The following is a 21,621-nucleotide window of genomic DNA, read 5'->3' as shown; positions in this document are numbered from 1 at the left end:
TTACATACGCTCCAGAGTTTCCAGGCCCAACAGTTCCAGGCCTTGCTTGAGGGTCCGTCCAGCCAGTGCGGCGAGGCGCAGGCGGCTTTGCTTTTGCGTTTCGTCGTCGGCGCTCAGGATCGGGCAGTTCTCGTAGAAGCTGGAGAACAACCCGGCGACTTCATACAGGTAGGTGCACAGAATGTGTGGCGTACCTTTCTCGCCCACGCTGTTGAGCACTTCGCCGAACTGCGCCAGCTTGGCCGCCAGTTCCTGCTCGTGGGGCGCGTCCAGCACGATCTGCCCTTCGACTTCGCTGAAATCCTTGCCCAGCTTGCGGAACACGCCCGCCACACGGGTGTAGGCATACAGCAGGTACGGCGCGGTGTTGCCTTCAAAGTTGAGCATCAGCTCGAAGTTGAAGCTGTAGTCGCTGGTGCGGTGCTTGGACAGGTCGGCGTATTTCACCGCACCAATACCCACTACCTTGGCGATATTGCGCAGGTCGGCTTCGGCCAGTTCCGGGTTCTTTTCTTTCACCAGGTTGTAGGCACGCTCCTGGGCTTCGTTCAGCAGGTCGATCAGCTTCACGGTGCCGCCGTCGCGGGTCTTGAACGGGCGGCCGTCGGCGCCGTTCATGGTGCCGAAGCCCATGTGCTCCATGTGCATCGGGTGGGTGACGAAACCGGCGCGGCGCGCCACTTCGAACACTTGCTGGAAGTGCAGGGACTGGCGCTGGTCGACGAAGTACAGCGCGCGATCGGCTTTCAGCACGCCGCTGCGGTAGCGCACGGCCGCCAGGTCGGTGGTGGCGTACAGATAGCCGCCGTCGGCCTTGACGATGATCACCGGCAGCGGTTCGCCGTCGGCGGTCTTGAATTCTTCGAGGAACACGCACTGGGCGCCGTTGCTCTCAACCAGCAGACCCTTGGCCTTGAGGTCGTTGACCACGTTGATCAGGTCGTCGTTGTAGGCACTTTCGCCCATCACGTCGGCCATGGTCAGTTTGACGTTCAGCAGCTCGTAGATTTTCTGGCAGTGGGACAGGGAAATATCGCGGAAACGTGCCCACAGCTCCAGGCACTCCGGGTCGCCGGCCTGCAGCTTGACCACCAGGCCACGGGCGCGGTTGGCGAACTCTTCGGATTCGTCAAAGCGCTTTTTGGCGGCGCGGTAGAAGTTTTCCAGGTCCGACAGCTCGTTGCTGGTGATGGGGTTTTCTTGCAGGTATGCCATCAGCATGCCGAACTGGGTACCCCAGTCGCCTACGTGGTTCTGGCGGATCACGGTGTCGCCGAGAAACTCCAGGACCCGCGCCACGCCGTCGCCAATGATGGTCGAGCGCAGGTGGCCGACGTGCATCTCTTTGGCCAGGTTGGGGGCCGACAGGTCGATGGCCACACGCTGCAGCGGGCCGGCCTTGCGCACGCCGATCTTGGCGTCGGCCAGGGCTGCGTCCAGGCGCGAAGCCAGGGCCTGGGTGTTCTGGAAAATATTGATAAAACCGGGGCCGGCGATTTCGGCCTTGCTGACCTGCGGATCAGATGGCAGTGCGGCAATGATTTTTTCCGCGAGGTCGCGCGGTTTCATGCCCGCGGGCTTGGCCAGCATCATCGCGATGTTGCTGGCGAAGTCGCCGTGGGTCTTGTCTCGAGAGTTTTCCACCTGGATCGCCGGCGTCAGGCCTTCAGGCAACACACCTTCGTTGACGAGTTGGGTGAGGGCTTGTTGGATCAACTGGCGAATTGTGTCTTTCATGGTGTTCTCTTTCGACCGCATGCGGCGGCGCGCGATGCGCAGGTGGAAAAACTGGACATTATCCGGTGCGAGGGCGGGCTTGCCAACCATCAAGGTCGGTTACTGGACCTGCGGGCCTCATCGCGGGCAAGCCCACCGTTCAAAATGTAGGCTGGCTTGCCGGCGATAGCGATTTACCTATCAGTACAAATCCACCGGATCGACATCCAACGACCATCGCACCTGTCGCCCGCTGGGCATTTGCTCCAGAGCAAGCAACCAGCTACTTAATAGCCGATGTAGCGGCGCGCGGGCGGTGGCTTGCAACAGGAGCTGTGCGCGATAACGCCCGGCGCGGCGCTCCATCGGTGCAGGCACAGGGCCCAGCAACTCGATGCCGCTCAGACCCAGCTCGCCGAGCAAGCGTTCAGCCGCGCTGCACGCTTCATCCAGGAAACCTTCGGCCTGCCCCGGTTTATGGGCCTCGGCGCGCAACAGCGCGAGGTGCGCAAAGGGGGGCAAACCGGCGGAGCGGCGCTCGCTCAAGGCCTGCTCGGCGAAGGCGAAGTAGCCTTGTTCTGTCAGTTGAATCAGCAATGGGTGGTCGGCCAGGTGGGTCTGGATGATCACCTTGCCTGGCTCTTCGGCACGCCCGGCGCGGCCTGCGACCTGCACGATCAGCTGCGCCATGCGTTCGCTGGCGCGAAAGTCCCCGGAGAACAGGCCGCCATCGGCATCCAGGATCGAAACCAGGGTCACGCGGGGGAAGTGATGACCTTTGGCAAGCATCTGCGTGCCCACCAGGATGCACGGCTGGCCTTTCTGGATCGTGGCGAACAGCTGGTTCATCGCATCCTTGCGCGACGTACTGTCGCGGTCCACCCGCAGTACCGGGAAGTCCGGGAACAGAATCCCCAGGCGCTCCTCGGCGCGCTCGGTGCCGGCGCCTACCGGCCGCAGGTCGACTTTGCCGCATTGCGGGCAGTGGCGTGGCACTCGCTCCACATGGCCGCAATGGTGGCAGCGCAACTCGCCGGAGCGCTGGTGCACCGTCATGCGCGCATCGCAGCGGTTGCACTCGGACATCCAGCCGCAGTCATGGCACAGCAGGGTCGGCGCAAAGCCCCGGCGGTTGAGGAACACCAGCACTTGCTGGCCGGCCGCCAGGGTCTGGCCGATGGCTTGTTGCATCGGCCCGGAAATGCCGCTGTCCAGTGGCCGGCTTTTCACATCCAGGCGCAGGAAGCGCGGTTGTTTGGCGCCGCCCGCGCGCTCGTTGAGGCGCAGCAGGCCGTAGCGCCCGGTGTAGGCGTTGTGCAGGCTTTCCAGGGAGGGGGTGGCCGAGCCCAGCACAATCGGGATGTTTTCCTGGCGCGCACGCACCAGGGCCAGGTCGCGGGCGTGGTAGCGCAGGCCTTCCTGCTGCTTATAAGAGCCGTCGTGTTCTTCGTCGATGATGATCAGGCCGGGGTTTTTCATCGGCGTGAACAGCGCCGAGCGGGTGCCGATAATAATGTCGGCTTCGCCGTCCCGGGCGGCGAGCCAGGACTCCAGGCGTTCGCGGTCGTTGACGGCCGAGTGCACCAGGGCAATCCGTGCATTGAACCGTTGCTCGAAGCGCGCCAGGGTCTGTGGGCCGAGGTTGATTTCGGGGATCAGCACCAGTGCCTGCTTGCCGGCTTCCAGGGTTTCGCGGATCAGTTGCAAATAGACTTCGGTCTTGCCGCTGCCGGTGACACCGGCCAGCAGGAACGCGTGAAAGCTGTCGGCACCGGCGCTGATGGCCTCAAAGGCCGCACGTTGTTCCGGGTTCAGCGGCAATTCCGGTTGGGCCAGCCAGTGTTCATGGCGTTCGCCGGGGGCGTGGCGGCGGATTTCCACTTGCACCAGCTCCTTGGCCAGCAGCAGGTCGAGGCTGTCCTTGCTCAACATCAGCTTGCTCAGCAACTGGTGAGCAACGCCATGGGGATGCTGCGCCAGGGTGGCCAGGGCCTCACGCTGGCGCGGGGCGCGGGCGATGCGTGGGTCGTCCAGGCGCGCGCCGGGGGCCATCGACCAGAAACGCTCCTGGCGGGCCTCGGCCAACTCGCCCTGGCGCAACAGCACCGGCAAGGCCCAGCTCAAGGTATCGCCCAGGCTGTGCTGGTAATACTGGGAGGTCCACAGGCACAGCTTGAACAGCGACGCCGGCAGCGGTGGCGTGGCATCGAGGATGGCCAGGGCCGGCTTGAGCTTTTCTGCCGGTACTTCGCTGTGGTCCGCCACCTCGATCAGAATCCCGATCATCTCCCTTCGGCCAAACGGCACGCGCACGCGCATCCCCGGCTGCAACTGCGACCGCACGACACCCGCAGGCGCCCGATAATCGAACAGACGGCGCAGGGGCGAGGGCAGGGCGAGGCGCAAAATGGCGTCGGGCACGCGGGAGGTTCTCATATGGCAGGCGGTGGAGAAGGGCGCGAGCCTAGCAGACCCGCAGGGGAGTGTCCTGCCACAGTTTCTGATGAAAGGGGGCATGGCGGCGCTTGCGCGTTTAAAAAGCTCTGGTAGAATCCGCGGCCTAATTACGTGCGGTATTCGACAATAGTGTCGAGTGGCGGCACGCTAGCCTGAGGAAGACACCATGAAAGCCGATATCCATCCAGCGTACGAAACCATCCAAGTTACTTGCAGCTGCGGCAACAAGTTCGAAACCCGTTCGAACCTGTGCAAGCCACTGGGCACTGACGTATGCAACGAGTGCCACCCGTTCTACACCGGTAAGCAGAAGACTCTGGATACTGGCGGCCGTGTACAGCGCTTCGCCGACCGTTTCGGTGCTTTCGGCAAGAAAGCTCCAGCTGCTGCAGAGTAAGGTTCGAAAGCCTGATGGGCTTTTACCTGCTTATGAAGAAGGCGTCCCTTGCGGGCGCCTTTTTTGTGCCTGCGATCTGGCTGTCGACCGCCCAGGCCGAGGTGTTTTGCCCTGCGCCTGCGGCGGTCAGCACCTTCGAGGTACAGCGCGTGGTGGATGGCGACACCGTCCGTCTCAAGGACGGGCGCAGTGTGCGCATGATCGGCGTCAACGCGCCTGAGACCGGCAAGAAAGGCCGCCCGGACGAGCCGTTCGCCGTGGCTGCGCGCCAGCGCCTGCAAGGCTTGGTGGATGCCAGCGACGGTCGGGTCGGGGTCGTGCCGGGTCGCGAGGGCAAGGACCGTTATGGGCGAACCCTGGCCCATCTGTATGGGGCCAACGGCGCGAATCTGGAGGCCCAACTGCTCGCCGAGGGGCTCGGGTTCCTGGTGGCGGTGGCCCCCAATGTTGACCTGGTCGCCTGCCAGCAAGCTGCCGAGCGCAGTGCGCGCGCAGCCAGGTTGGGCCTGTGGCGTCAGTCGCCTGTGCAAAAAGCCGGGCAAATCCAGCAGTCGGGCTTCGCCGTCGTCAGCGGTCGCGTGAGCAAGGTCGAACGCAATCGCGGCGGGATCTGGATCGAACTGCAGGACTCCTTGGTATTACGGGTTGCACCCAATCTGGTCGGGCAATTCGACAATGCCCTGCTCAAGCGCCTGCAAGGCCAGGATATCGAGGCCCGTGGCTGGGTGTTGGATCGCTCCCGGCGTGGCGGCCTGAAAAGTGGCCAGGCGCGCTGGCTGCTCCCCTTGACCGATCCCGGCATGCTGCAATTGGCACAATAAGAAAAATTGTAGACATTTTTTCTGTCGATTGTGAACAGTTGTAGGCCTTGTATCCCGTGGCTCTTGGCCGAAAGTCGTAGGGTAGGGCCCTTGACACCGGTGACTACCCAGTCTTGTAGGGACTTTGCGAGGCGAGTATCCTCGGCGGTCCGTCGTCCAACAGTAAAAAGCGGAATGCCGATATGTCTGATTTGAAAACTGCCGCTCTCGAATATCATGCCCATCCTCGTCCAGGAAAGCTGAGTGTCGAGCTCACCAAAGCCACTGCTACCGCACGCGACCTGTCGCTGGCGTACAGCCCCGGTGTAGCCGAGCCCGTGCGTGAAATCGCCCGCGATCCTGAACTGGCCTACAAATACACCGGCAAGGGCAATCTGGTTGCAGTGATTTCTGATGGCACCGCGATTCTCGGCCTGGGTAACCTCGGCCCATTGGCTTCCAAGCCAGTGATGGAAGGCAAGGGCGTACTGTTCAAGCGCTTTGCCGGCATCGACGTATTCGACATCGAAGTCGACTCCGAAAGCCCGCAAGCCTTCATCGACACCGTCAAGCGCATCTCCATCACCTTTGGTGGCATCAACCTGGAAGACATCAAGGCACCTGAGTGCTTCGAGATCGAAAAGGCCCTGATCGAACAGTGCGACATCCCGGTATTCCACGATGACCAGCACGGCACCGCGATCGTTACTGCGGCCGGCATGATCAACGCCCTGGAAATCGCTGGCAAAACCCTGTCCGACGCGAAAATCGTCTGCCTGGGCGCTGGTGCAGCGGCTATCTCCTGCATGAAGCTGATCGTGAGCATGGGCGCGCGCCTTGAAAACATCTACATGGTCGACAGCAAGGGCGTGATCCAGTCCGAGCGTACCGACCTGAACCAGTACAAGGCGATGTTTGCCCACCCGTCCTCCAAGCGCACCCTGGCTGACGCACTGGATGGTGCTGACGTGTTCGTTGGCCTGTCCGGCCCGAACCTGCTGAGCGCTGAAGGCCTGAAGTCCATGGCGGCCAACCCGATCGTGTTCGCCTGCTCGAACCCTGATCCGGAAATCGCCCCGGAACTGGCACACGCCACCCGTAACGACGTGATCATGGCCACTGGCCGTTCGGACTACCCGAACCAGGTCAACAACGTACTGGGCTTCCCATTCATCTTCCGTGGCGCCCTGGACGTTCGCGCCAAGCGCATCAACGAAGAGATGAAGGTGGCTGCCGCCAACGCCCTGCGTGAACTGGCCAAGCTGCCAGTGCCTCAGGACGTATGCGACGCCTACGGTGGCGCCAAGCTGGAATTCGGCCGTGAGTACATCATTCCAAAACCAATGGATAAGCGCCTGATCACCGTGATCTCCGATGCCGTGGCCAAGGCCGCCATCGAGACAGGTGTGGCAACCCTGCCGTATCCGAAGAACTACCCGCTGCAAAGCGTGGATGATGTGTTCAACGGCTAAACCGTTGTAGCGCACCAACAAAAAGCCCCGGCTCTTGCGAGTCGGGGCTTTTTTTGTGGCTGCAAAACGGGGGAGTGTGCACCGTCCAATGTGGGAGCGGGCTTGCCCGCGAAAGCAGTGGCTCAGTCAACATCAATGTTTGCTGGGCCGACGTCTTCGCGGGCAAGCCCGCTCCCACACAAACCCGCTCCCACAGTTGGATCTGTGTTTATCAGAACAAGTCGATCGGCGCAGATTCATCCGCCGGCAACGGGCTGCCCGGTGCCACGCCATTGCCCAGTTCATTCATCGACGGCGGCGTGTCTTCGCTCTTGAATAGTTCAAAGTACGCATTTGGCGTGCCCGGTGCGGCGGCGCGGCCGCTGATCGGGTCGATGCGCAGGCTGAGGATGCCTTCCGGCTCGGCCTGGGTGTGGGCCGGCTTGTCCTTGAGGGCGCCGCCCATGTAGCTCATCCAGATCGGCAGGGCGACGGTGCCGCCGTATTCGCGGCGACCGAGGCTTTCTGGCTGGTCGTAGCCGGTCCAGACGGTGGTGATGTAGTCGGCGTTATAACCGGAGAACCAGGCGTCCTTGGATTCGTTGGTGGTACCGGTCTTGCCCGCCAGGTCCGTACGGCCCAGGGCCAGGGCGCGGCGGCCGGTGCCGCGCTTGATCACGTCCTGCAACATGCTGGTGAGAATATAGGTGGTGCGGCCATCGACAATCCGCTCCGCCACCGCTGGTGCGGCTGGAGCCGGCGTGGCATCAGTGGGTGCAGCACCGGGTGTCGGTTCGATGGTGATACCGCTGTTGGCCGGTGCAGCCAGGCCATCGCTGGCGGCGACGCCGTTGGGCACGCTCGGTGGGTTGGCGACAAACAGTGTGTCGCCGTTGCGGCTTTCGATCTTGTCGATCAGGTACGGCGTGACTTTGTAGCCGCCGTTGGCAAACACACTCCAGCCGGTGGCGATCTCCATTGGCGTGAGGGTCGCGGTGCCCAGGGCCAGGGACAGGTTTGGCGGCAGGTCCTGCTTGTTGAAGCCGAAGCGGGTCATGTAGTCGATGGTCTTGCCCACGCCCATCGCCTGCAGCAAGCGGATCGACACCAGGTTGCGCGACTTGTACAGCGCCTCGCGCACGCGGATCGGACCGAGGAAGGTATTGGTATCGTTCTTCGGACGCCAGACCTTGTCCAGGTACTCGTCGACAAACACGATAGGCGCGTCGTTGACCAGGCTGGCGGCGGTATAGCCGTTATCCAGCGCGGCACTGTAGACAAACGGTTTGAAGCTGGAGCCCGGCTGGCGCTTGGCCTGGGTGGCGCGGTTGTAGTTGCTCTGCTCGAAGGCGAAGCCACCGACCAGGGCGCGGATCGCACCGTTCTGCGGGTCCAGGGAGACCAGGGCGCCCTGGGCGACCGGGACCTGGCTGAATTTCAGGCTGTCGTCCTTCTGGCGCTGCACGCGGATCAGGTCGCCGACCTGGGCCACATCAGATGGCTGCTTGGGCATCGGCCCCATGCTGTTGGTGTTCAGGAAAGGGCGGGCCCACTTCATGCTGTCCCACGCCACATGTTCTTCGCCGCTGCGGGTCAGGACCTGCACGCCATCTTTTTTAACCTGGGTGACGATGGCCGGATCCAGGCCGCTGATGGAGCGCTGCTTGCCCAGTTCAACCGTCCAGGCGCTCAGGGTCTTGCCTGGCAGGCGCGATTCCGGCCCACGGTAGCCGTGGCGCTGGTCATAGGCGATCAGGCCCTCATGCACCGCGTGGTTGGCGATTTCCTGCAAATTGCTCGGAATGGTCGTGGTGACACGGAAACCTTCGGTGTAGGCATCGCTGCCATAGCGGCCGACCATTTCGGCGCGGGCCATTTCGGCGATATACGGCGCGCTGACCTCGGGCGTCGGCACGTGGTAGCTGGCATTCAACGGCTCGGCCACCGCGCTTTCATAGGCGCTCTGGTCGATCTTGCCCAGCTTGTACATGCGCCCCAGGATCCAGTCGCGACGCTCCTTGCTGCGGGCCGGGTTGGCCAGCGGGTTAAAGCGTGACGGGGCCTTGGGCAGGCCGGCAATCATTGCCATTTGTGCCAGGCTGGCATCACGAATCGACTTGCCGTAGTACACCTGGGACGCTGCCTCGATCCCATAGGCCCGATTGCCCAGGTAGATCTTGTTGACGTACAGCTCAAGGATTTCGTCCTTGGTCAGTTGGCGTTCGATCTGCAGCGCCAGTAGGATTTCCGTGGCTTTGCGCGAGAAGCTGCGCTCGCTGGTGAGGAAGAAGTTCTTCGCCACCTGCATGGTGATGGTGCTGCCGCCCGATTGAATGTGTCCGCTTTTTACCAGCTGCGTGGCTGCACGCACCAGGCTGCTGGGGTCCACGCCATAGTGGTTGGCAAAATTATCGTCTTCGGCCGATAACAGGGCATTGATGAAATTGGGTGGAATGTTGGCGAAACGGATCGGGGTGCGGCGCATTTCGCCGAACTCCGCGATCAGTTTTTCATCGCTGCTGTAGACCCGCAAAGGAATCTGCAACTGGATACTTCTCAGGGCCTCTACCGAGGGCAATCCCGGACTAAGGTAGAGATAGGCGCCGCTGAACACGAGCAGCAGCCCGCAAACGATAGCGACGAAGGAGTACCCGAAAAACTTCAGCAGACGAATCAAGGCTTTTGGATTTCCAGAGAAAAGAATGGGTTAGGTGTCGGGATAGGCATGACTAAGGATGTATCGACCCGACCTGCAGATAAAAAGCGGGAAAAAACGCTGGGCATTAAAGCATTTTTCGCCTCGGGGCGTCATGGGCGCCGCTCAACCGAGCCGACCGAATGCATCAAGCCCGGAACTGACCAGCCCTGAGACAGGCAAAGCTTTAGGGAGTTTTATGAGAAAGGGATTTTTCAGGCAAAAAGCCGATACCGTGCTGGGTGTGGACATCCAGGACAGCGGCGTGAAGGTTCTGGAGCTGGCCCGCGCCGGCGATGGCTATGCAGTGCACGCGTATGCGAGCCAGGCTTTACCGGGGCATGCGGTGGTCGACAGTAATATCGTTGATCTGGAGGTTGTCGCGCAGACCCTTTCCAAGGCATTGTTCCGGGCGCGGACCCAGGTCGCCCATGCGGCGGTTGCCGTGGCGGGCCCTTCGGTGATCAGCCGGGTGGTTGCGCTGGAGGCGGGGCTTGAAGCAGGCGAGATGGAGCAGCGCCTGCGCTGCGAAGCTGACCAGTACATTCCTTATCCGTTGGATGAGGTTGCAATTGATTTTCAGGTCCAGGGCCCATCGAGTCGTAAACCCGGTTATGTTGATGTGCTGCTTGTGGCATGCCTCAAGGAGCAGGTAGAAGCGCGCGAAGCGGTGCTGGCCATGGCCGGCCTGGTTGCTCGAGTGGTGGATGTAGAGGCGTTTGCCCTGGCGCGGATGACCGATCAGGTGGTCGCCCGGATAGCGCCGGGGAGTGGGATCAATAGTGCACAATGGGCTGCCGATGCCCAGGGATTGCGGGTCGCCTGCGGTTTGGCCCTCAGGAGTTTCGATTGATGACAAGAATCAACCTTTTACCCTGGCGTGAAGAACGCGCTGAGCGCCGTCGCAAATTTTTTCTGATTTTCCTGTTGGCGATTACCACTATTGCCTTGGTCGCCGTCTGGCTGGCCGACCGGGTCATCGACCGCGCGATTGATCGGCAGGTGGCTCGTAACAACCACTTGAGCAAGCAAGTCACGGTATTGGATTCGCGTATCAAGACCATCGACGAGTTGCGTGAGCAGCGTCAGCAGTTGATGGAGCGGATGAAGGTGGTCGAAGACCTCCAGGGCCATCGCACATCGGGCCAGGAGTTGCTCGACCAGTTGGCCCGCGCCATGCCAGATGGGGTTCAACTGAGCGAGGTAAGCGTCAGTGGCACATCGGTGGAGGTCACTGGTACGGCGGTGTCCAGCGATGATGTCACCCGGCTGATGCGTAGCCTGGAAGCCTCCAATACCCTGCGTGCGCCTAATCTGCGCCATGTACGGGCCGAGGAGGGCGGTGCGGGTAGCGCCTTCCAGTTGATGGTGGACCATGGGGAGCATCAGGAGACGCTGCGGTGAGCCTTGGGTCCAGCCTGTCAGGGCTGGCACTCCCGCAACTCTCCACGCTGTACCGCAACACCGCCCACTGGCCTTTGGCTGGCCGGATTGTGGTGGGCGCGGTGCTCGCCTTGCTGGTGCTGATGGTCGGGAATGCTGTCTACCTGAGCAGCGCGCGCGAGGTCTTGCAGCGTCACGAGGTGGGAGAGATAAGCCTGCGCCAGCAGTTTGCGGCCAAAGCCCGGCAAGCCGCGCAGCATGACGGCGTGGTGCGTGAGCTTGAAACCCTGCGCACCGCCTTCACTGAACAGTTGCGCCAAATGCCGACGCTGAGGCAAATGCCCGGCCTGCTGGACGACTTCACTCGGCTGGGGCAGCTCAGCGGGGTGCTGGTGGAGCAACTCAGTGTGCTGGATGAGCACGTGCAGCCGGTGTTCGTCGAGCGGCCGATGCAGCTCAAGCTGGTCGGCACCTATCACGACCTCCTGGCCTTCGTCAGTGGCGTGGCCGGGTTGCCGCAGATCGTTACCCTGCATGACTTTGTCATTCGCCCTGCGGATTCCGAGGGTGGGGCATTGTTGAGCCTGATGATGCTCGCCAAGACCTACAGGTACAGCGACCAGGGAGCATTGCCATGAGCCGTCTCAAGGTTGTGGGCCTGGGCCTGGTATTGCTTGCTGGATGCGACAGTGACCCGCAGTTGCAGGCACTGAATGACGAGTTGCAAACGATTCGCCAGCAAGCGCTGCCTATGGCGGATGAGGTGCACGTGGCGAGACCGGGGCTACGGTTTGTCTCCAGCTCGCCACCCCTGCGTGACCCCTTCCAGCCGCCGGACCAGCCCTCCAGTCGTCCTACCGGCAAGCCTGGAGCTGCGCCGGACCTCGACCGCCCCCGGCAGTTTCTCGAAGGGTTTGCCGTGGATCAGTTCCAGATGGTCGGCACCCTGTCGCTGGGCGCGCAGACGTTTGCCCTGCTACGCGGCGCGGCGGGTGTTCATCGCCTGGCGGTGGGGGATTACCTGGGGACTGATCATGGGCGCGTCGTGGCGATCCATGAGGGGCAGTTGGAGCTGGTCGAGCTTTTCCCCGATGGTGAGGGCGCCTGGCTTGAGCGTCCGCGCACTTTGGTATTGAACGTGAACTCATAACGGAAGCAAAAAATGAAAAGGATTATTTCGTCCTTCGGTGTGGCGCTATGGATAGCGTTCACGGCACCGATGACTGAGGCTGTGCCCAAGCGAATCGACCTGATTCAATTGCCTCCTCCCGGTAGTTCACCCTTGAACACTGCGCGTGGCCCATTTACCGGCAACAGGCTGTCCCTCAACTTTCAGGACATTGAGGTGCGCGCCGTCTTGCAGCAGATTGCCGATGTGGCCGGGCTCAACCTGGTGGCCGGTGATGATGTGCAAGGCTCGATAACCCTGCGCCTCAAGGATGTGCCGTGGGACCAGGCCCTGGACCTGGTGTTGCAGGCCAAGGGCCTGGACCGGCGGGTGACCGCCAACGTGCTGCTGGTGGCCCCGGCCGAGGAACTGGCCGCACGGCAGTTGCTGGCCCTGGAGTCGCGCAAGTTGATGACCGAGCTGACGCCACTGCGTCGGGAGCTGCTGCAAGTCAATTACGCCAAGGCGTCTGAGCTGGCCAAGCTGTTCCAGTCGGTGACCGGGCTGGAGGGGGCGACCGATGAGCGCGGTTCGGTGACGGTGGATGACCGCACCAACAACATCATCGCCTACCAGACGGGCGAGCGCCTGGAGGAGCTGCGGCGCATCGTCAGTCAGTTGGATGTGCCGGTACGCCAGGTGATGATCGAGGCGCGGATAGTCGAGGCCAATGTCGACTATGACAAAAGCGTGGGGGTGCGCTGGGGCGGGTTGCTGCGCAGTAAAGGTAATTGGAGTGGGGGCGGGGTCGATAAAAAACCGTCCGGTGAGGGCGAGTCGCCCGATAGCTCACCGTTCGTTGACCTGGGCGTGGTCAGCCCGAGCTCCGGCCTGGGCATCGCCTTTATCACCGATAACGTGCTGCTGGACCTGGAACTCACGGCCATGGAAAAAGGCGGCAATGGCGAAGTGATCTCCCAGCCCAAGGTGGTCACCTCCAACAAGGAAACCGCGCGGATTCTCAAGGGCACCGAGATTCCTTACCAGGAAGCCACGTCCGAGGGGGCGACCTCGGTCTCGTTCAAGGAAGCCTCGCTGTCCCTGGAGGTGACGCCGCAAATCACCCCCGATGACCAGGTGATCATGGAGGTTCGGGTGACCAAGGATGAGCCCGACTACCTGAACAAACTCAACGATGTGCCGCCGATCAAGAAGAACGAGGTCAACGCCAAGGTTCTGGTCAGGGACGGCGAGACCATCGTCCTCGGTGGGGTTTTCTCCAAAAACCAAAGCAAGGTGGTAGATAAAGTGCCATTTTTGGGCGATGTGCCGTATCTTGGCCGCCTTTTCCGGCGTGATGTGGTTGCCCAAAGAAAATCCGAGCTGCTGGTATTCCTGACTCCGCGTATTATGAATAACCAGGCGATTGCTGTGAGTCGTTGATTCTGTGCGAAATTTGATTCTTGTAGGGCCGATGGGGGCTGGAAAAAGCACCATCGGCCGTTTGCTGGCCAAAGAGCTGCGCCTGCCATTCAAAGACTCCGATAAGGAAATTGAATTGCGCACGGGCGCCAATATCCCGTGGATCTTCGATAAGGAAGGCGAGCTGGGCTTTCGTGATCGCGAGCAGGCAATGATTGCCGAGCTGTGCGGCTGCGATGGCGTGGTATTGGCCACCGGCGGCGGCGCCGTGATGCGCGAGGAAAACCGGCGGGCGCTGCATGCTGGCGGTCGGGTGATCTATTTGCATGCGTCGGTCGAGCAGCAGGTCGGGCGCACCGCCCGTGACCGCAACCGGCCATTGCTGCGCACCGCCAACCCCGAGAAAACCCTGCGGGACTTGCTGGCGCTGCGCGATCCGCTTTATCGGGAAATCGCCGATCTGGTGGTGGAAACCGATGAACGGCCACCGCGCATGGTCGTAATCGACATTCTCGAGCGCCTGCAGCAACTGCCGCCCCGTTAAAGCCAGGGCCGAAATGCGCTATCCTCGGCAGCGCGTTACAGCCGTCCGAGGTGTGGCGTAGAGCCATCAGGCAGCGTCCGATCTCGACGGTGCCGACAACGTTAATACAAGGCAGGACGCCTGCTTCCATCTTCAGCGCGGGGACACATGCAGACACTTAAGGTCGATCTTGGCGAGCGTAGCTACCCGATCCATATTGGCGAGGGTTTGTTGGACCAGCCCGAGTTGCTCGCGCCGCACATTGCCGGGCGACAAGTGGCGATCATCTCCAACGAGACCGTGGCGCCGCTCTACCTTGAGCGCCTGAGTCGCAGCCTTGCGGCGTATTCGGTGATCTCGGTGATTCTTCCCGACGGCGAAGCCTTCAAGAACTGGGAAACCCTGCAGCTGATTTTTGACGGCCTGCTCACCGCGCGCCACGACCGGCGGACCACGGTAGTGGCCCTTGGTGGCGGCGTGATCGGCGACATGGCCGGGTTTGCGGCGGCCTGTTACCAGCGTGGCGTGGACTTTATCCAGGTGCCGACCACCCTGCTGTCCCAGGTCGATTCGTCGGTGGGCGGCAAGACCGGGATCAACCATCCCCTGGGCAAAAACATGGTTGGCGCGTTCTACCAGCCCAATGCTGTGTTGATCGACACCGCTACCCTCAACACCTTGCCGCCCCGCGAGCTGTCGGCGGGCCTGGCGGAAGTCATCAAGTACGGGTTGATCTGCGACGAGCCGTTCCTGACCTGGCTTGAAGAGCACGTCGATGCCTTGCGCAACCTGGATCTGGTGGCGCTGACCGAAGCTATCTCCCGCTCCTGCGCGGCCAAGGCGCTGGTGGTCAATGCCGACGAACGTGAGTCTGGTGTGCGTGCCACCTTGAACCTGGGCCACACCTTCGGCCATGCGATTGAAACTCACATGGGCTATGGTGTCTGGTTGCATGGAGAGGCCGTAGCGGCTGGCACAGTGATGGCGTTGGAGATGTCGCAACGCCTGGGCTGGATCAGTGTCCAAGAGCGTGATCGCGGTATCCGCCTGTTCCAGCGCGCCGGGTTGCCGGTCATCCCCCCTGAGGAGATGACCGAGGCTGATTTCCTTGAACATATGGCGATAGACAAAAAAGTGATCGATGGTCGTTTGCGTCTGGTGCTGTTGCGCCGAATGGGCGAAGCGGTAGTGACCGACGATTATCCGAAAGAGATTCTACAGGCCACGCTGGGAGCGGATTACCGCGCCCTGGCCCAGCTGAAAGGTTAACCAGATCCCGATGACTAGTTTGCATGCCGACGAGGCTTTCCTCGGCCATTACCAGTTGAGCCACGACCCTTTTGCGCCACGGGTTCCCGGTTTCAAGTTTTTCCCTGCGCAGCGCAAGCCGGTGCTCGGGCAGTTGCATCACCTGGCGCGCTATAGCCAGTTGCTGCTGGTGGTCACTGGCCCCCTGGGCAGCGGCAAGACTTTGCTGCGCCAGGCCCTGGTGGCCAGCACCAACAAGCAATCGGTGCAGAGCGTGGTGGTTTCCGCCCGTGGTGCCGGCGATGCGGCAGGCGTGCTGCGCCAGGTTGCCCAGGCGCTGGACGTGGCCAATGCCGAGCCCACCGCCATTCTCAAGCAAGTGGTGCAGTTGGGCCTGACCGGCCAGGAAGTCTACCTGCTGGTGGACGATGCCGAGCAGCTCGACGAGTCCGCTCTGGAAGCGTTGCTGGCCCTGGCGGCGGGTACGCCGGAAGGTCGTCCCCATGTCTTCCTGTTCGGTGAGGCGTCGCTGATTGCCGATCTGGAGCAGCTCAGTGGCGAGCAAGAGCTGTTTCACGTCATCGAATTGCAGCCCTACGAAGAAGAAGAAACCCGCGAGTACCTGGCCCAGCGCCTTGAAGGTGCCGGCCAGGGCATCGAACTTTTCTCTGCCCAGCAGATCTCTGATATTCACGAAAGCTCCGACGGCTGGCCTGGCACCATCAACCAGGTTGCCCGCGATGCAATGATCGAAGCCATGATTGCCAGCCGCTCTGCGGTTAAGCGTCCAAAGATGGGGTTCACCATGCCGAAGAAACACGTACTGGCGATTTCTGCCGTTGTCGTGGTTGCCGTAGCCGCCGCCTGGTTGATTCCTGGCCGCAGCAAGGCACCGACCGCACCAGGCGCGCCTACCGAGCAGGCACAACTGCCACTGGGCAAGCCCACCACCAATGGCGCACCTGCCGTTGAGTTTGCCGGTTCCGGCCAGCCTACCAACCTGCCGATGGTTGGCCAGCCGGTCATGCGTGGCCCGTTGGCAGAAGAGGCCGGCGCCATCTCCGAAGGCGACGACGGTGTGCCGGTAGAAGGCTCCAGCGCCACGCCGCCGACCGTTACCACCGTAGCTCCGCCACCTGGTGAAACAGCCAGCCCGGCACCTGTGCCGGCGGCCAAGCCAACGCCTGCGCCGACCCAGGTTGCCACCGCCAAGCCAGCCCCGGCGCCAGTGGTCAAGCCGACGCCAGCCCCGGTGGCCAAGCCCGCGCCAGCCGCCAAGCCTGCTGAAAAACCGGTGACCGTGGCCAAGGCAGCTGCCGGCAGCGGCTGGTACGGTAGCCAACCGGCCAAGAACTATGTGGTGCAGATCCTCGGCACCAGCTCCGAAGGCAACGCCCAGGCGTTCGTCAAAGAGCACGGCGGCGAGTACCGTTACTTCAAGAAAGTGCTCAACGGCAAGCCTCTCTACGTGATCACCTACGGCAGTTTCCCGAGCCGTGCGGCTGCCGATTCCGCTATCAAAGCCTTGCCAGCGAAGGTCCAGGCTGGTAAACCTTGGCCTCGCACTGTTGCCAGCGTTCAACAAGAACTCGCAACAACTCGCTGAAGAACCGGCGACCTTACCCAGGTCGCCCTCCCAGCACCTCAAAAAAACTACAACAGCGTGCAGCCCTGAAGGCCGCGCGCTTTGTGGTGTCTGCGCCACAGTGGCTTTTGAGTAGTAGCAGTCAGAATTAAAAAAGTTTTGACTAGCACAGCATATCGCTTTAAACCTTTCATAAATGCGACATAGATTTGCGACAGTTCGTCGCCAAATTTGTGGGCGTCTGTGTCGGTGTGTACAATGACCTCCCTTTTGCCCCCGCTAAGCCGGCGTACGTTCGGCGTGGGAGGTAACCGGTTGAATTGAAAAGAAATTTGCCTCGAAATAAGAGGCAGCCTGGTGAGAAAGTGTCTATGAAAGCAGGTCTGTACCAACCCGACGAATTCAAGGATAACTGTGGTTTCGGCCTGATAGCCCATATGCAGGGCGAACCCAGTCATACCCTTCTGCAAACGGCCATCGAGGCCCTGACCTGCATGACCCACCGCGGTGGGATCAACGCCGACGGCAAAACCGGTGACGGTTGTGGCTTGCTGATTCAAAAGCCCGACCTGTTCCTGCGCGCTGTCGCCAAGGAAACCTTCGGCGCCGATTTGCCCAAGCAATACGCGGTGGGCATGGTGTTCTTCAACCAGGACCCGGTCAAAGCCGAGGCCGCTCGCGAGAACATGAACCGCGAGATCCTCGCCGCCGGCCTGCAACTCGTTGGCTGGCGCAAAGTGCCGATCGACACCAGCGTGCTCGGCCGCCTGGCCCATGAGCGCCTGCCGCAGATCGAACAAGTGTTTATCGCAGGCGACGGCCTGAGCGACCAGGACATGGCGATCAAGCTGTTCACCTCGCGTCGCCGTTCGTCCGTGGCCAACGCCCTGGACACCGATCACTACATCTGCAGCTTTTCCCACAAGACCATCATTTATAAAGGCCTGATGATGCCGGCGGACTTGACCGCCTTCTATCCGGACCTGAGTGATGAGCGCCTGCAAACCGCGATCTGCGTGTTCCACCAGCGCTTCTCCACCAATACCCTGCCGAAATGGCCGCTGGCCCAGCCATTCCGCTTCCTCGCCCACAACGGCGAGATCAACACGATCACCGGCAACCGCAACTGGGCCGTGGCCCGTCGCACCAAGTTCGCCAACGACCTGATGGACCTCGAAGAGCTCGGCCCACTGGTCAACCGTGTGGGTTCCGACTCCTCGAGCATGGACAACATGCTCGAACTGATGGTCACCGGCGGCATCGACTTGTTCCGTGGCGTGCGCATGATCATTCCGCCTGCGTGGCAGAACGTCGAGACCATGGACCCCGATCTGCGGGCGTTCTATGAGTACAACTCGATGCACATGGAACCGTGGGACGGCCCGGCCGGCGTGGTCATGACCGATGGTCGCTACGCGGTGTGTCTGCTCGACCGTAACGGCCTGCGCCCGGCGCGTTGGGTGACCACCACCAACGGCTTCATCACCCTGGCTTCGGAAGTTGGCGTGTGGAACTACCAGCCTGAAGACGTGATTGCCAAAGGCCGCGTCGGCCCTGGTCAGATCCTTGCCGTGGACACCGAAACCGGGCAGATCCTCGACACCGATGCCATCGACAACCGCTTGAAGTCGCGTCACCCGTACAAGCAATGGCTGCGCAAGAACGCCCTGCGCATCCAGGCGACCATGGAAGACAACGACCACGGTTCGGCGTTCTATGACGTCGACCAGCTCAAGCAGTACATGAAGATGTACCAGGTCACGTTCGAGGAGCGCGACCAGGTGCTGCGCCCACTCGGCGAGCAAGGCTACGAGGCGGTCGGCTCCATGGGCGACGATACGCCGATGGCCGTGCTGTCCCAGCGCGTGCGCACGCCGTATGACTATTTCCGCCAGCAGTTCGCCCAGGTCACCAACCCGCCGATCGACCCGCTGCGTGAAGCCATCGTCATGTCCCTGGAAGTGTGCCTCGGTGCCGAGCGCAATATCTTCCAGGAATCGCCAGAGCACGCTTCGCGCGTGATCCTCAGCTCGCCGGTGATTTCCCCGGCCAAGTGGCGTTCGTTGATGACCTTGGAGCGTCCAGGCTTCGACCGGCAGATCATCGACCTGAACTACGACGAGAGCCTCGGCCTGGAAGCCGCTGTGCGCAACGTCGCCGATCAGGCTGAAGAAGCCGTGCGCGCCGGTCGTACCCAGATCGTGCTGACCGACCGCCATATCGCCCCAGGCAAGCTGCCGATCCACGCGTCCCTGGCTACCGGCGCGGTGCACCATCGCCTGACCGAAAAAGGCCTGCGCTGCGACTCCAACATCCTCGTCGAAACCGCCACCGCCCGCGACCCGCACCACTTTGCGGTGCTGATCGGCTTTGGCGCCTCGGCAGTGTACCCGTTCCTCGCGTACGAAGTGCTGGGCGACCTGATCCGCACCGGTGAAGTGCTGGGCGACCTCTACGAGGTATTCAAGAACTACCGTAAAGGCATCACCAAGGGCTTGCTGAAGATCCTGTCGAAGATGGGCATCTCCACCGTCACCTCTTACCGTGGCGCGCAGTTGTTCGAGGCCATCGGCCTGTCGGAAGAAGTCTGCGAACTGAGTTTCCGTGGCGTGCCAAGCCGCATCAAGGGCGCGCGTTTCGTCGATATCGAAGCCGAACAGAAAGCCCTGGCCTTGGAGGCCTGGAGCGCGCGCAAGCCGATCCAGCAAGGTGGCCTGCTCAAGTTCGTGCACGGTGGCGAATACCACGCCTACAACCCGGACGTGGTCAGCACCCTGCAGGCCGCTGTGCAGCAGGGCGACTACGCCAAGTTCAAGGAATACACCGCGCTGGTGGATAACCGCCCGGTATCGATGATCCGCGACCTGTTCCAGGTGAAAACCCTGGACACGCCGTTGGCTATCAGCGAAATCGAACCACTGGAGTCGATCCTCAAGCGTTTCGACTCTGCCGGTATCTCCCTGGGCGCCTTGTCTCCCGAGGCCCACGAAGCCCTGGCCGAAGCCATGAACCGCCTGGGTGCGCGTTCCAACTCCGGCGAAGGTGGCGAAGACCCGGCGCGCTACGGCACCATCAAGAGTTCGAAAATCAAGCAGGTCGCCACTGGCCGTTTCGGCGTAACCCCGGAATACCTGGTCAACGCCGAAGTGCTGCAGATCAAAGTCGCCCAGGGCGCCAAGCCCGGTGAGGGCGGCCAGCTGCCAGGCGGCAAGGTCAACGGTCTGATCGCCAAGCTGCGTTATGCAGTGCCGGGCGTGACCCTGATTTCGCCGCCGCCGCACCACGACATCTACTCGATTGAAGACTTGTCGCAGCTGATTTTCGACCTCAAGCAAGTCAACCCGCAGGCCCTGGTCTCGGTGAAGCTGGTCGCGGAAGCCGGCGTCGGCACCATCGCCGCTGGCGTGGCCAAGGCCTATGCTGACCTGATCACCATCTCCGGCTACGACGGCGGCACCGGCGCTTCGCCGCTGACCTCGATCAAGTACGCCGGCGCACCGTGGGAGCTGGGCCTGGCCGAGACTCACCAGACCCTGCGCGGCAACGATCTGCGCGGCAAGGTCCGGGTGCAGACCGACGGCGGCCTGAAAACCGGTCTCGACGTGATCAAGGCCGCGATCCTCGGCGCCGAAAGCTTTGGCTTCGGTACCGCACCGATGATCGCCCTGGGCTGCAAATACCTGCGCATCTGCCACCTGAACAACTGCGCGACCGGCGTGGCCACGCAGAACGAGAAGCTGCGCAAGGATCACTACATCGGCACCGTCGACATGGTGGTGAACTTCTTCACCTACGTCGCCGAAGAAACCCGTGAATGGCTGGCCAAGCTCGGCGTGCGCTCCCTGGAAGAGCTGATCGGGCGTACCGATCTGCTGGACATCCTCGAAGGCCAGACCGCCAAGCAACAGCACCTGGACCTGACGCCGCTGTTGGGCAGCGATCACATCCCGGCAGACAAGCCGCAGTTCTGCCAGGTGGATCGCAACCCGCCGTTCGACAAAGGCCTGTTGGCCGAGAAAATGGTCGACATGGCCGGCTCCTCGATCAATGACGCCAGCGGTGGCGAGTTCGCCCTGGATATCTGCAACTGCGACCGTTCCATCGGCGCGCGGATCTCCGGCGAAATCGCCCGCAAACACGGCAACCAGGGCATGGCCAAGGCGCCGATCACCTTCCGCTTCAAGGGCACTGCGGGCCAGAGCTTTGGCGTGTGGAACGCCGGCGGCCTGCACATGTACCTCGAAGGCGACGCCAACGACTACGTGGGCAAGGGCATGACCGGCGGCAAGCTGGTGATCGTTCCGCCAGCGGGTAGCATCTACAAGACCCAGGACAGTGCCATCATCGGCAACACCTGCTTGTATGGCGCTACCGGTGGCAAGCTGTTCGCTGCCGGTACGGCCGGCGAGCGTTTCGCCGTGCGTAACTCCGGTGCCCACACCGTGGTCGAAGGCACTGGCGATCACTGCTGCGAGTACATGACCGGTGGTTTCGTCTGCGTCTTGGGCAAGACCGGTTACAACTTCGGTTCGGGCATGACTGGCGGTTTCGCCTACGTGCTGGACCAGGACAACACCTTCGTCGACAAGGTCAACCACGAGTTGGTCGAGATCCAGCGGATCAGCGGCGAGGCCATGGAGTCCTACCGGAACCACTTGCAGCACGTGCTGGACGAGTACGTCGAGGAAACCGGCAGCGAATGGGGTCGTAACCTCGCCGAGAACCTCGATGATTACCTGCGTCGTTTCTGGCTGGTCAAGCCCAAGGCTGCCAACCTGAAATCGTTGCTTTCCAGCATCCGTGCCAACCCGCAGTGATATGCGCCTGAAGAGTTTG

At 61.9% G+C, this 21,621-nt stretch carries 15 protein-coding genes; 12 read left to right on the top strand and 3 right to left on the bottom strand.

The genetic code is table 11. From position 1 onward, the window contains the following. Positions 1 to 1,737: an arginine--tRNA ligase gene (argS, locus tag HBR93_RS05280; RefSeq protein ID WP_057958086.1), complete on the bottom strand. Its 1,737-nt coding sequence runs from the start codon at positions 1,735 to 1,737 to the stop codon at positions 1 to 3. A 180-nt stretch (positions 1,738 to 1,917) separates the two neighbouring features. Next, the gene (locus HBR93_RS05275; protein ID WP_057437227.1) at positions 1,918 to 4,137 is read right to left on the bottom strand and encodes a primosomal protein N'; all 2,220 of its coding nucleotides are present in this window, start codon (positions 4,135 to 4,137) and stop codon (positions 1,918 to 1,920) included. Positions 4,138 to 4,339: 202 nt separating this feature from the next. Here HBR93_RS05275 and rpmE point away from each other — a divergent pair, with 202 nt between their 5' ends. From rpmE to HBR93_RS05260, 3 genes are all read left to right on the top strand, one after another. After that, positions 4,340 to 4,570 carry a 50S ribosomal protein L31 gene (gene rpmE / locus HBR93_RS05270; RefSeq protein WP_029296053.1) on the top strand — a complete coding sequence of 77 codons (231 nt, stop codon included), beginning with the start codon at positions 4,340 to 4,342 and terminating at the stop codon, positions 4,568 to 4,570. A 14-nt stretch (positions 4,571 to 4,584) separates the two neighbouring features. Then, positions 4,585 to 5,391, top strand: coding sequence for a thermonuclease family protein (locus HBR93_RS05265; RefSeq protein WP_169959923.1), 807 nt, complete (start codon positions 4,585 to 4,587; stop codon positions 5,389 to 5,391). Between the two features lie 182 nt (positions 5,392 to 5,573). After that, positions 5,574 to 6,842: a malic enzyme-like NAD(P)-binding protein gene (locus HBR93_RS05260; protein ID WP_057958076.1), complete on the top strand. Its 1,269-nt coding sequence runs from the start codon at positions 5,574 to 5,576 to the stop codon at positions 6,840 to 6,842. Positions 6,843 to 7,053: 211 nt separating this feature from the next. Here HBR93_RS05260 and HBR93_RS05255 read toward each other — a convergent pair whose 3' ends face one another. Continuing rightward, on the bottom strand, positions 7,054 to 9,498 hold the full coding sequence (locus HBR93_RS05255; protein ID WP_169959922.1) for a penicillin-binding protein 1A: 2,445 nt from the start codon (positions 9,496 to 9,498) through the stop codon (positions 7,054 to 7,056). Between the two features lie 217 nt (positions 9,499 to 9,715). Here HBR93_RS05255 and pilM point away from each other — a divergent pair, with 217 nt between their 5' ends. The 9 genes from pilM (at position 9,716) to gltB (ending at position 21,602) form a co-directional block, all read left to right on the top strand. Next, positions 9,716 to 10,369, top strand: a complete 654-nt coding sequence (pilM, locus tag HBR93_RS05250; protein ID WP_169959921.1) for a type IV pilus assembly protein PilM — start codon at positions 9,716 to 9,718, stop codon at positions 10,367 to 10,369. Then, on the top strand, positions 10,369 to 10,920 hold the full coding sequence (locus tag HBR93_RS05245) for a PilN domain-containing protein (protein ID WP_057437231.1): 552 nt from the start codon (positions 10,369 to 10,371) through the stop codon (positions 10,918 to 10,920). Before pilM ends, HBR93_RS05245 begins: the two co-directional genes overlap by 1 nt. Then, positions 10,917 to 11,537 carry a type 4a pilus biogenesis protein PilO gene (pilO, locus tag HBR93_RS05240; RefSeq protein WP_169959920.1) on the top strand — a complete coding sequence of 207 codons (621 nt, stop codon included), beginning with the start codon at positions 10,917 to 10,919 and terminating at the stop codon, positions 11,535 to 11,537. Before HBR93_RS05245 ends, pilO begins: the two co-directional genes overlap by 4 nt. Then, positions 11,534 to 12,049 carry a pilus assembly protein PilP gene (locus HBR93_RS05235; RefSeq protein WP_143110320.1) on the top strand — a complete coding sequence of 172 codons (516 nt, stop codon included), beginning with the start codon at positions 11,534 to 11,536 and terminating at the stop codon, positions 12,047 to 12,049. The genes pilO and HBR93_RS05235 overlap by 4 nt, the downstream gene beginning before the upstream one ends. A 69-nt stretch (positions 12,050 to 12,118) precedes the next feature. Beyond that, the gene (locus HBR93_RS05230) at positions 12,119 to 13,450 is read left to right on the top strand and encodes a type IV pilus secretin PilQ family protein (protein ID WP_169960032.1); all 1,332 of its coding nucleotides are present in this window, start codon (positions 12,119 to 12,121) and stop codon (positions 13,448 to 13,450) included. A gap of 4 nt (positions 13,451 to 13,454) precedes the next feature. Continuing rightward, positions 13,455 to 13,973 (top strand): shikimate kinase AroK, encoded by a 519-nt coding sequence (gene aroK, locus HBR93_RS05225; protein ID WP_057437234.1) that lies wholly within the window; start codon positions 13,455 to 13,457, stop codon positions 13,971 to 13,973. A gap of 147 nt (positions 13,974 to 14,120) precedes the next feature. Then, positions 14,121 to 15,221 (top strand): 3-dehydroquinate synthase, encoded by a 1,101-nt coding sequence (gene aroB, locus HBR93_RS05220; protein WP_169959919.1) that lies wholly within the window; start codon positions 14,121 to 14,123, stop codon positions 15,219 to 15,221. A 10-nt stretch (positions 15,222 to 15,231) separates the two neighbouring features. After that, positions 15,232 to 16,806, top strand: a complete 1,575-nt coding sequence (locus HBR93_RS05215; protein ID WP_057958083.1) for an AAA family ATPase — start codon at positions 15,232 to 15,234, stop codon at positions 16,804 to 16,806. A gap of 350 nt (positions 16,807 to 17,156) precedes the next feature. Continuing rightward, positions 17,157 to 21,602 (top strand): glutamate synthase large subunit, encoded by a 4,446-nt coding sequence (gltB, locus tag HBR93_RS05210; RefSeq protein WP_115127208.1) that lies wholly within the window; start codon positions 17,157 to 17,159, stop codon positions 21,600 to 21,602. The last annotated feature ends 19 nt before the right edge of the window (positions 21,603 to 21,621 follow it).

The sequence above is a fragment of the Pseudomonas sp. WS 5411 genome (assembly GCF_012985595.1).
Lineage (GTDB): Bacteria > Pseudomonadota > Gammaproteobacteria > Pseudomonadales > Pseudomonadaceae > Aquipseudomonas > Aquipseudomonas shahriarae.
Note: the sequence above shows the minus strand (reverse complement) of the source record. Positions and strands in the feature narration are given on the sequence as shown.

What these genes read in the sequence shown, in the direction of transcription:
- argS (WP_057958086.1), bottom strand. Translation starts at nt 1,737, where the DNA reads ATGAAAGACACAATTCGCCAGTTGATCCAACAAGCCCTCACCCAACTC.
- rpmE (WP_029296053.1), top strand. Translation starts at nt 4,340, where the DNA reads ATGAAAGCCGATATCCATCCAGCGTACGAAACCATCCAAGTTACTTGC.
- HBR93_RS05265 (WP_169959923.1), top strand. Translation starts at nt 4,585, where the DNA reads ATGGGCTTTTACCTGCTTATGAAGAAGGCGTCCCTTGCGGGCGCCTTT.
- HBR93_RS05260 (WP_057958076.1), top strand. Translation starts at nt 5,574, where the DNA reads ATGTCTGATTTGAAAACTGCCGCTCTCGAATATCATGCCCATCCTCGT.
- pilM (WP_169959921.1), top strand. Translation starts at nt 9,716, where the DNA reads ATGAGAAAGGGATTTTTCAGGCAAAAAGCCGATACCGTGCTGGGTGTG.
- HBR93_RS05245 (WP_057437231.1), top strand. Translation starts at nt 10,369, where the DNA reads ATGACAAGAATCAACCTTTTACCCTGGCGTGAAGAACGCGCTGAGCGC.
- HBR93_RS05235 (WP_143110320.1), top strand. Translation starts at nt 11,534, where the DNA reads ATGAGCCGTCTCAAGGTTGTGGGCCTGGGCCTGGTATTGCTTGCTGGA.
- HBR93_RS05230 (WP_169960032.1), top strand. Translation starts at nt 12,119, where the DNA reads ATGACTGAGGCTGTGCCCAAGCGAATCGACCTGATTCAATTGCCTCCT.
- aroB (WP_169959919.1), top strand. Translation starts at nt 14,121, where the DNA reads ATGCAGACACTTAAGGTCGATCTTGGCGAGCGTAGCTACCCGATCCAT.
- HBR93_RS05215 (WP_057958083.1), top strand. Translation starts at nt 15,232, where the DNA reads ATGACTAGTTTGCATGCCGACGAGGCTTTCCTCGGCCATTACCAGTTG.
- gltB (WP_115127208.1), top strand. Translation starts at nt 17,157, where the DNA reads ATGAAAGCAGGTCTGTACCAACCCGACGAATTCAAGGATAACTGTGGT.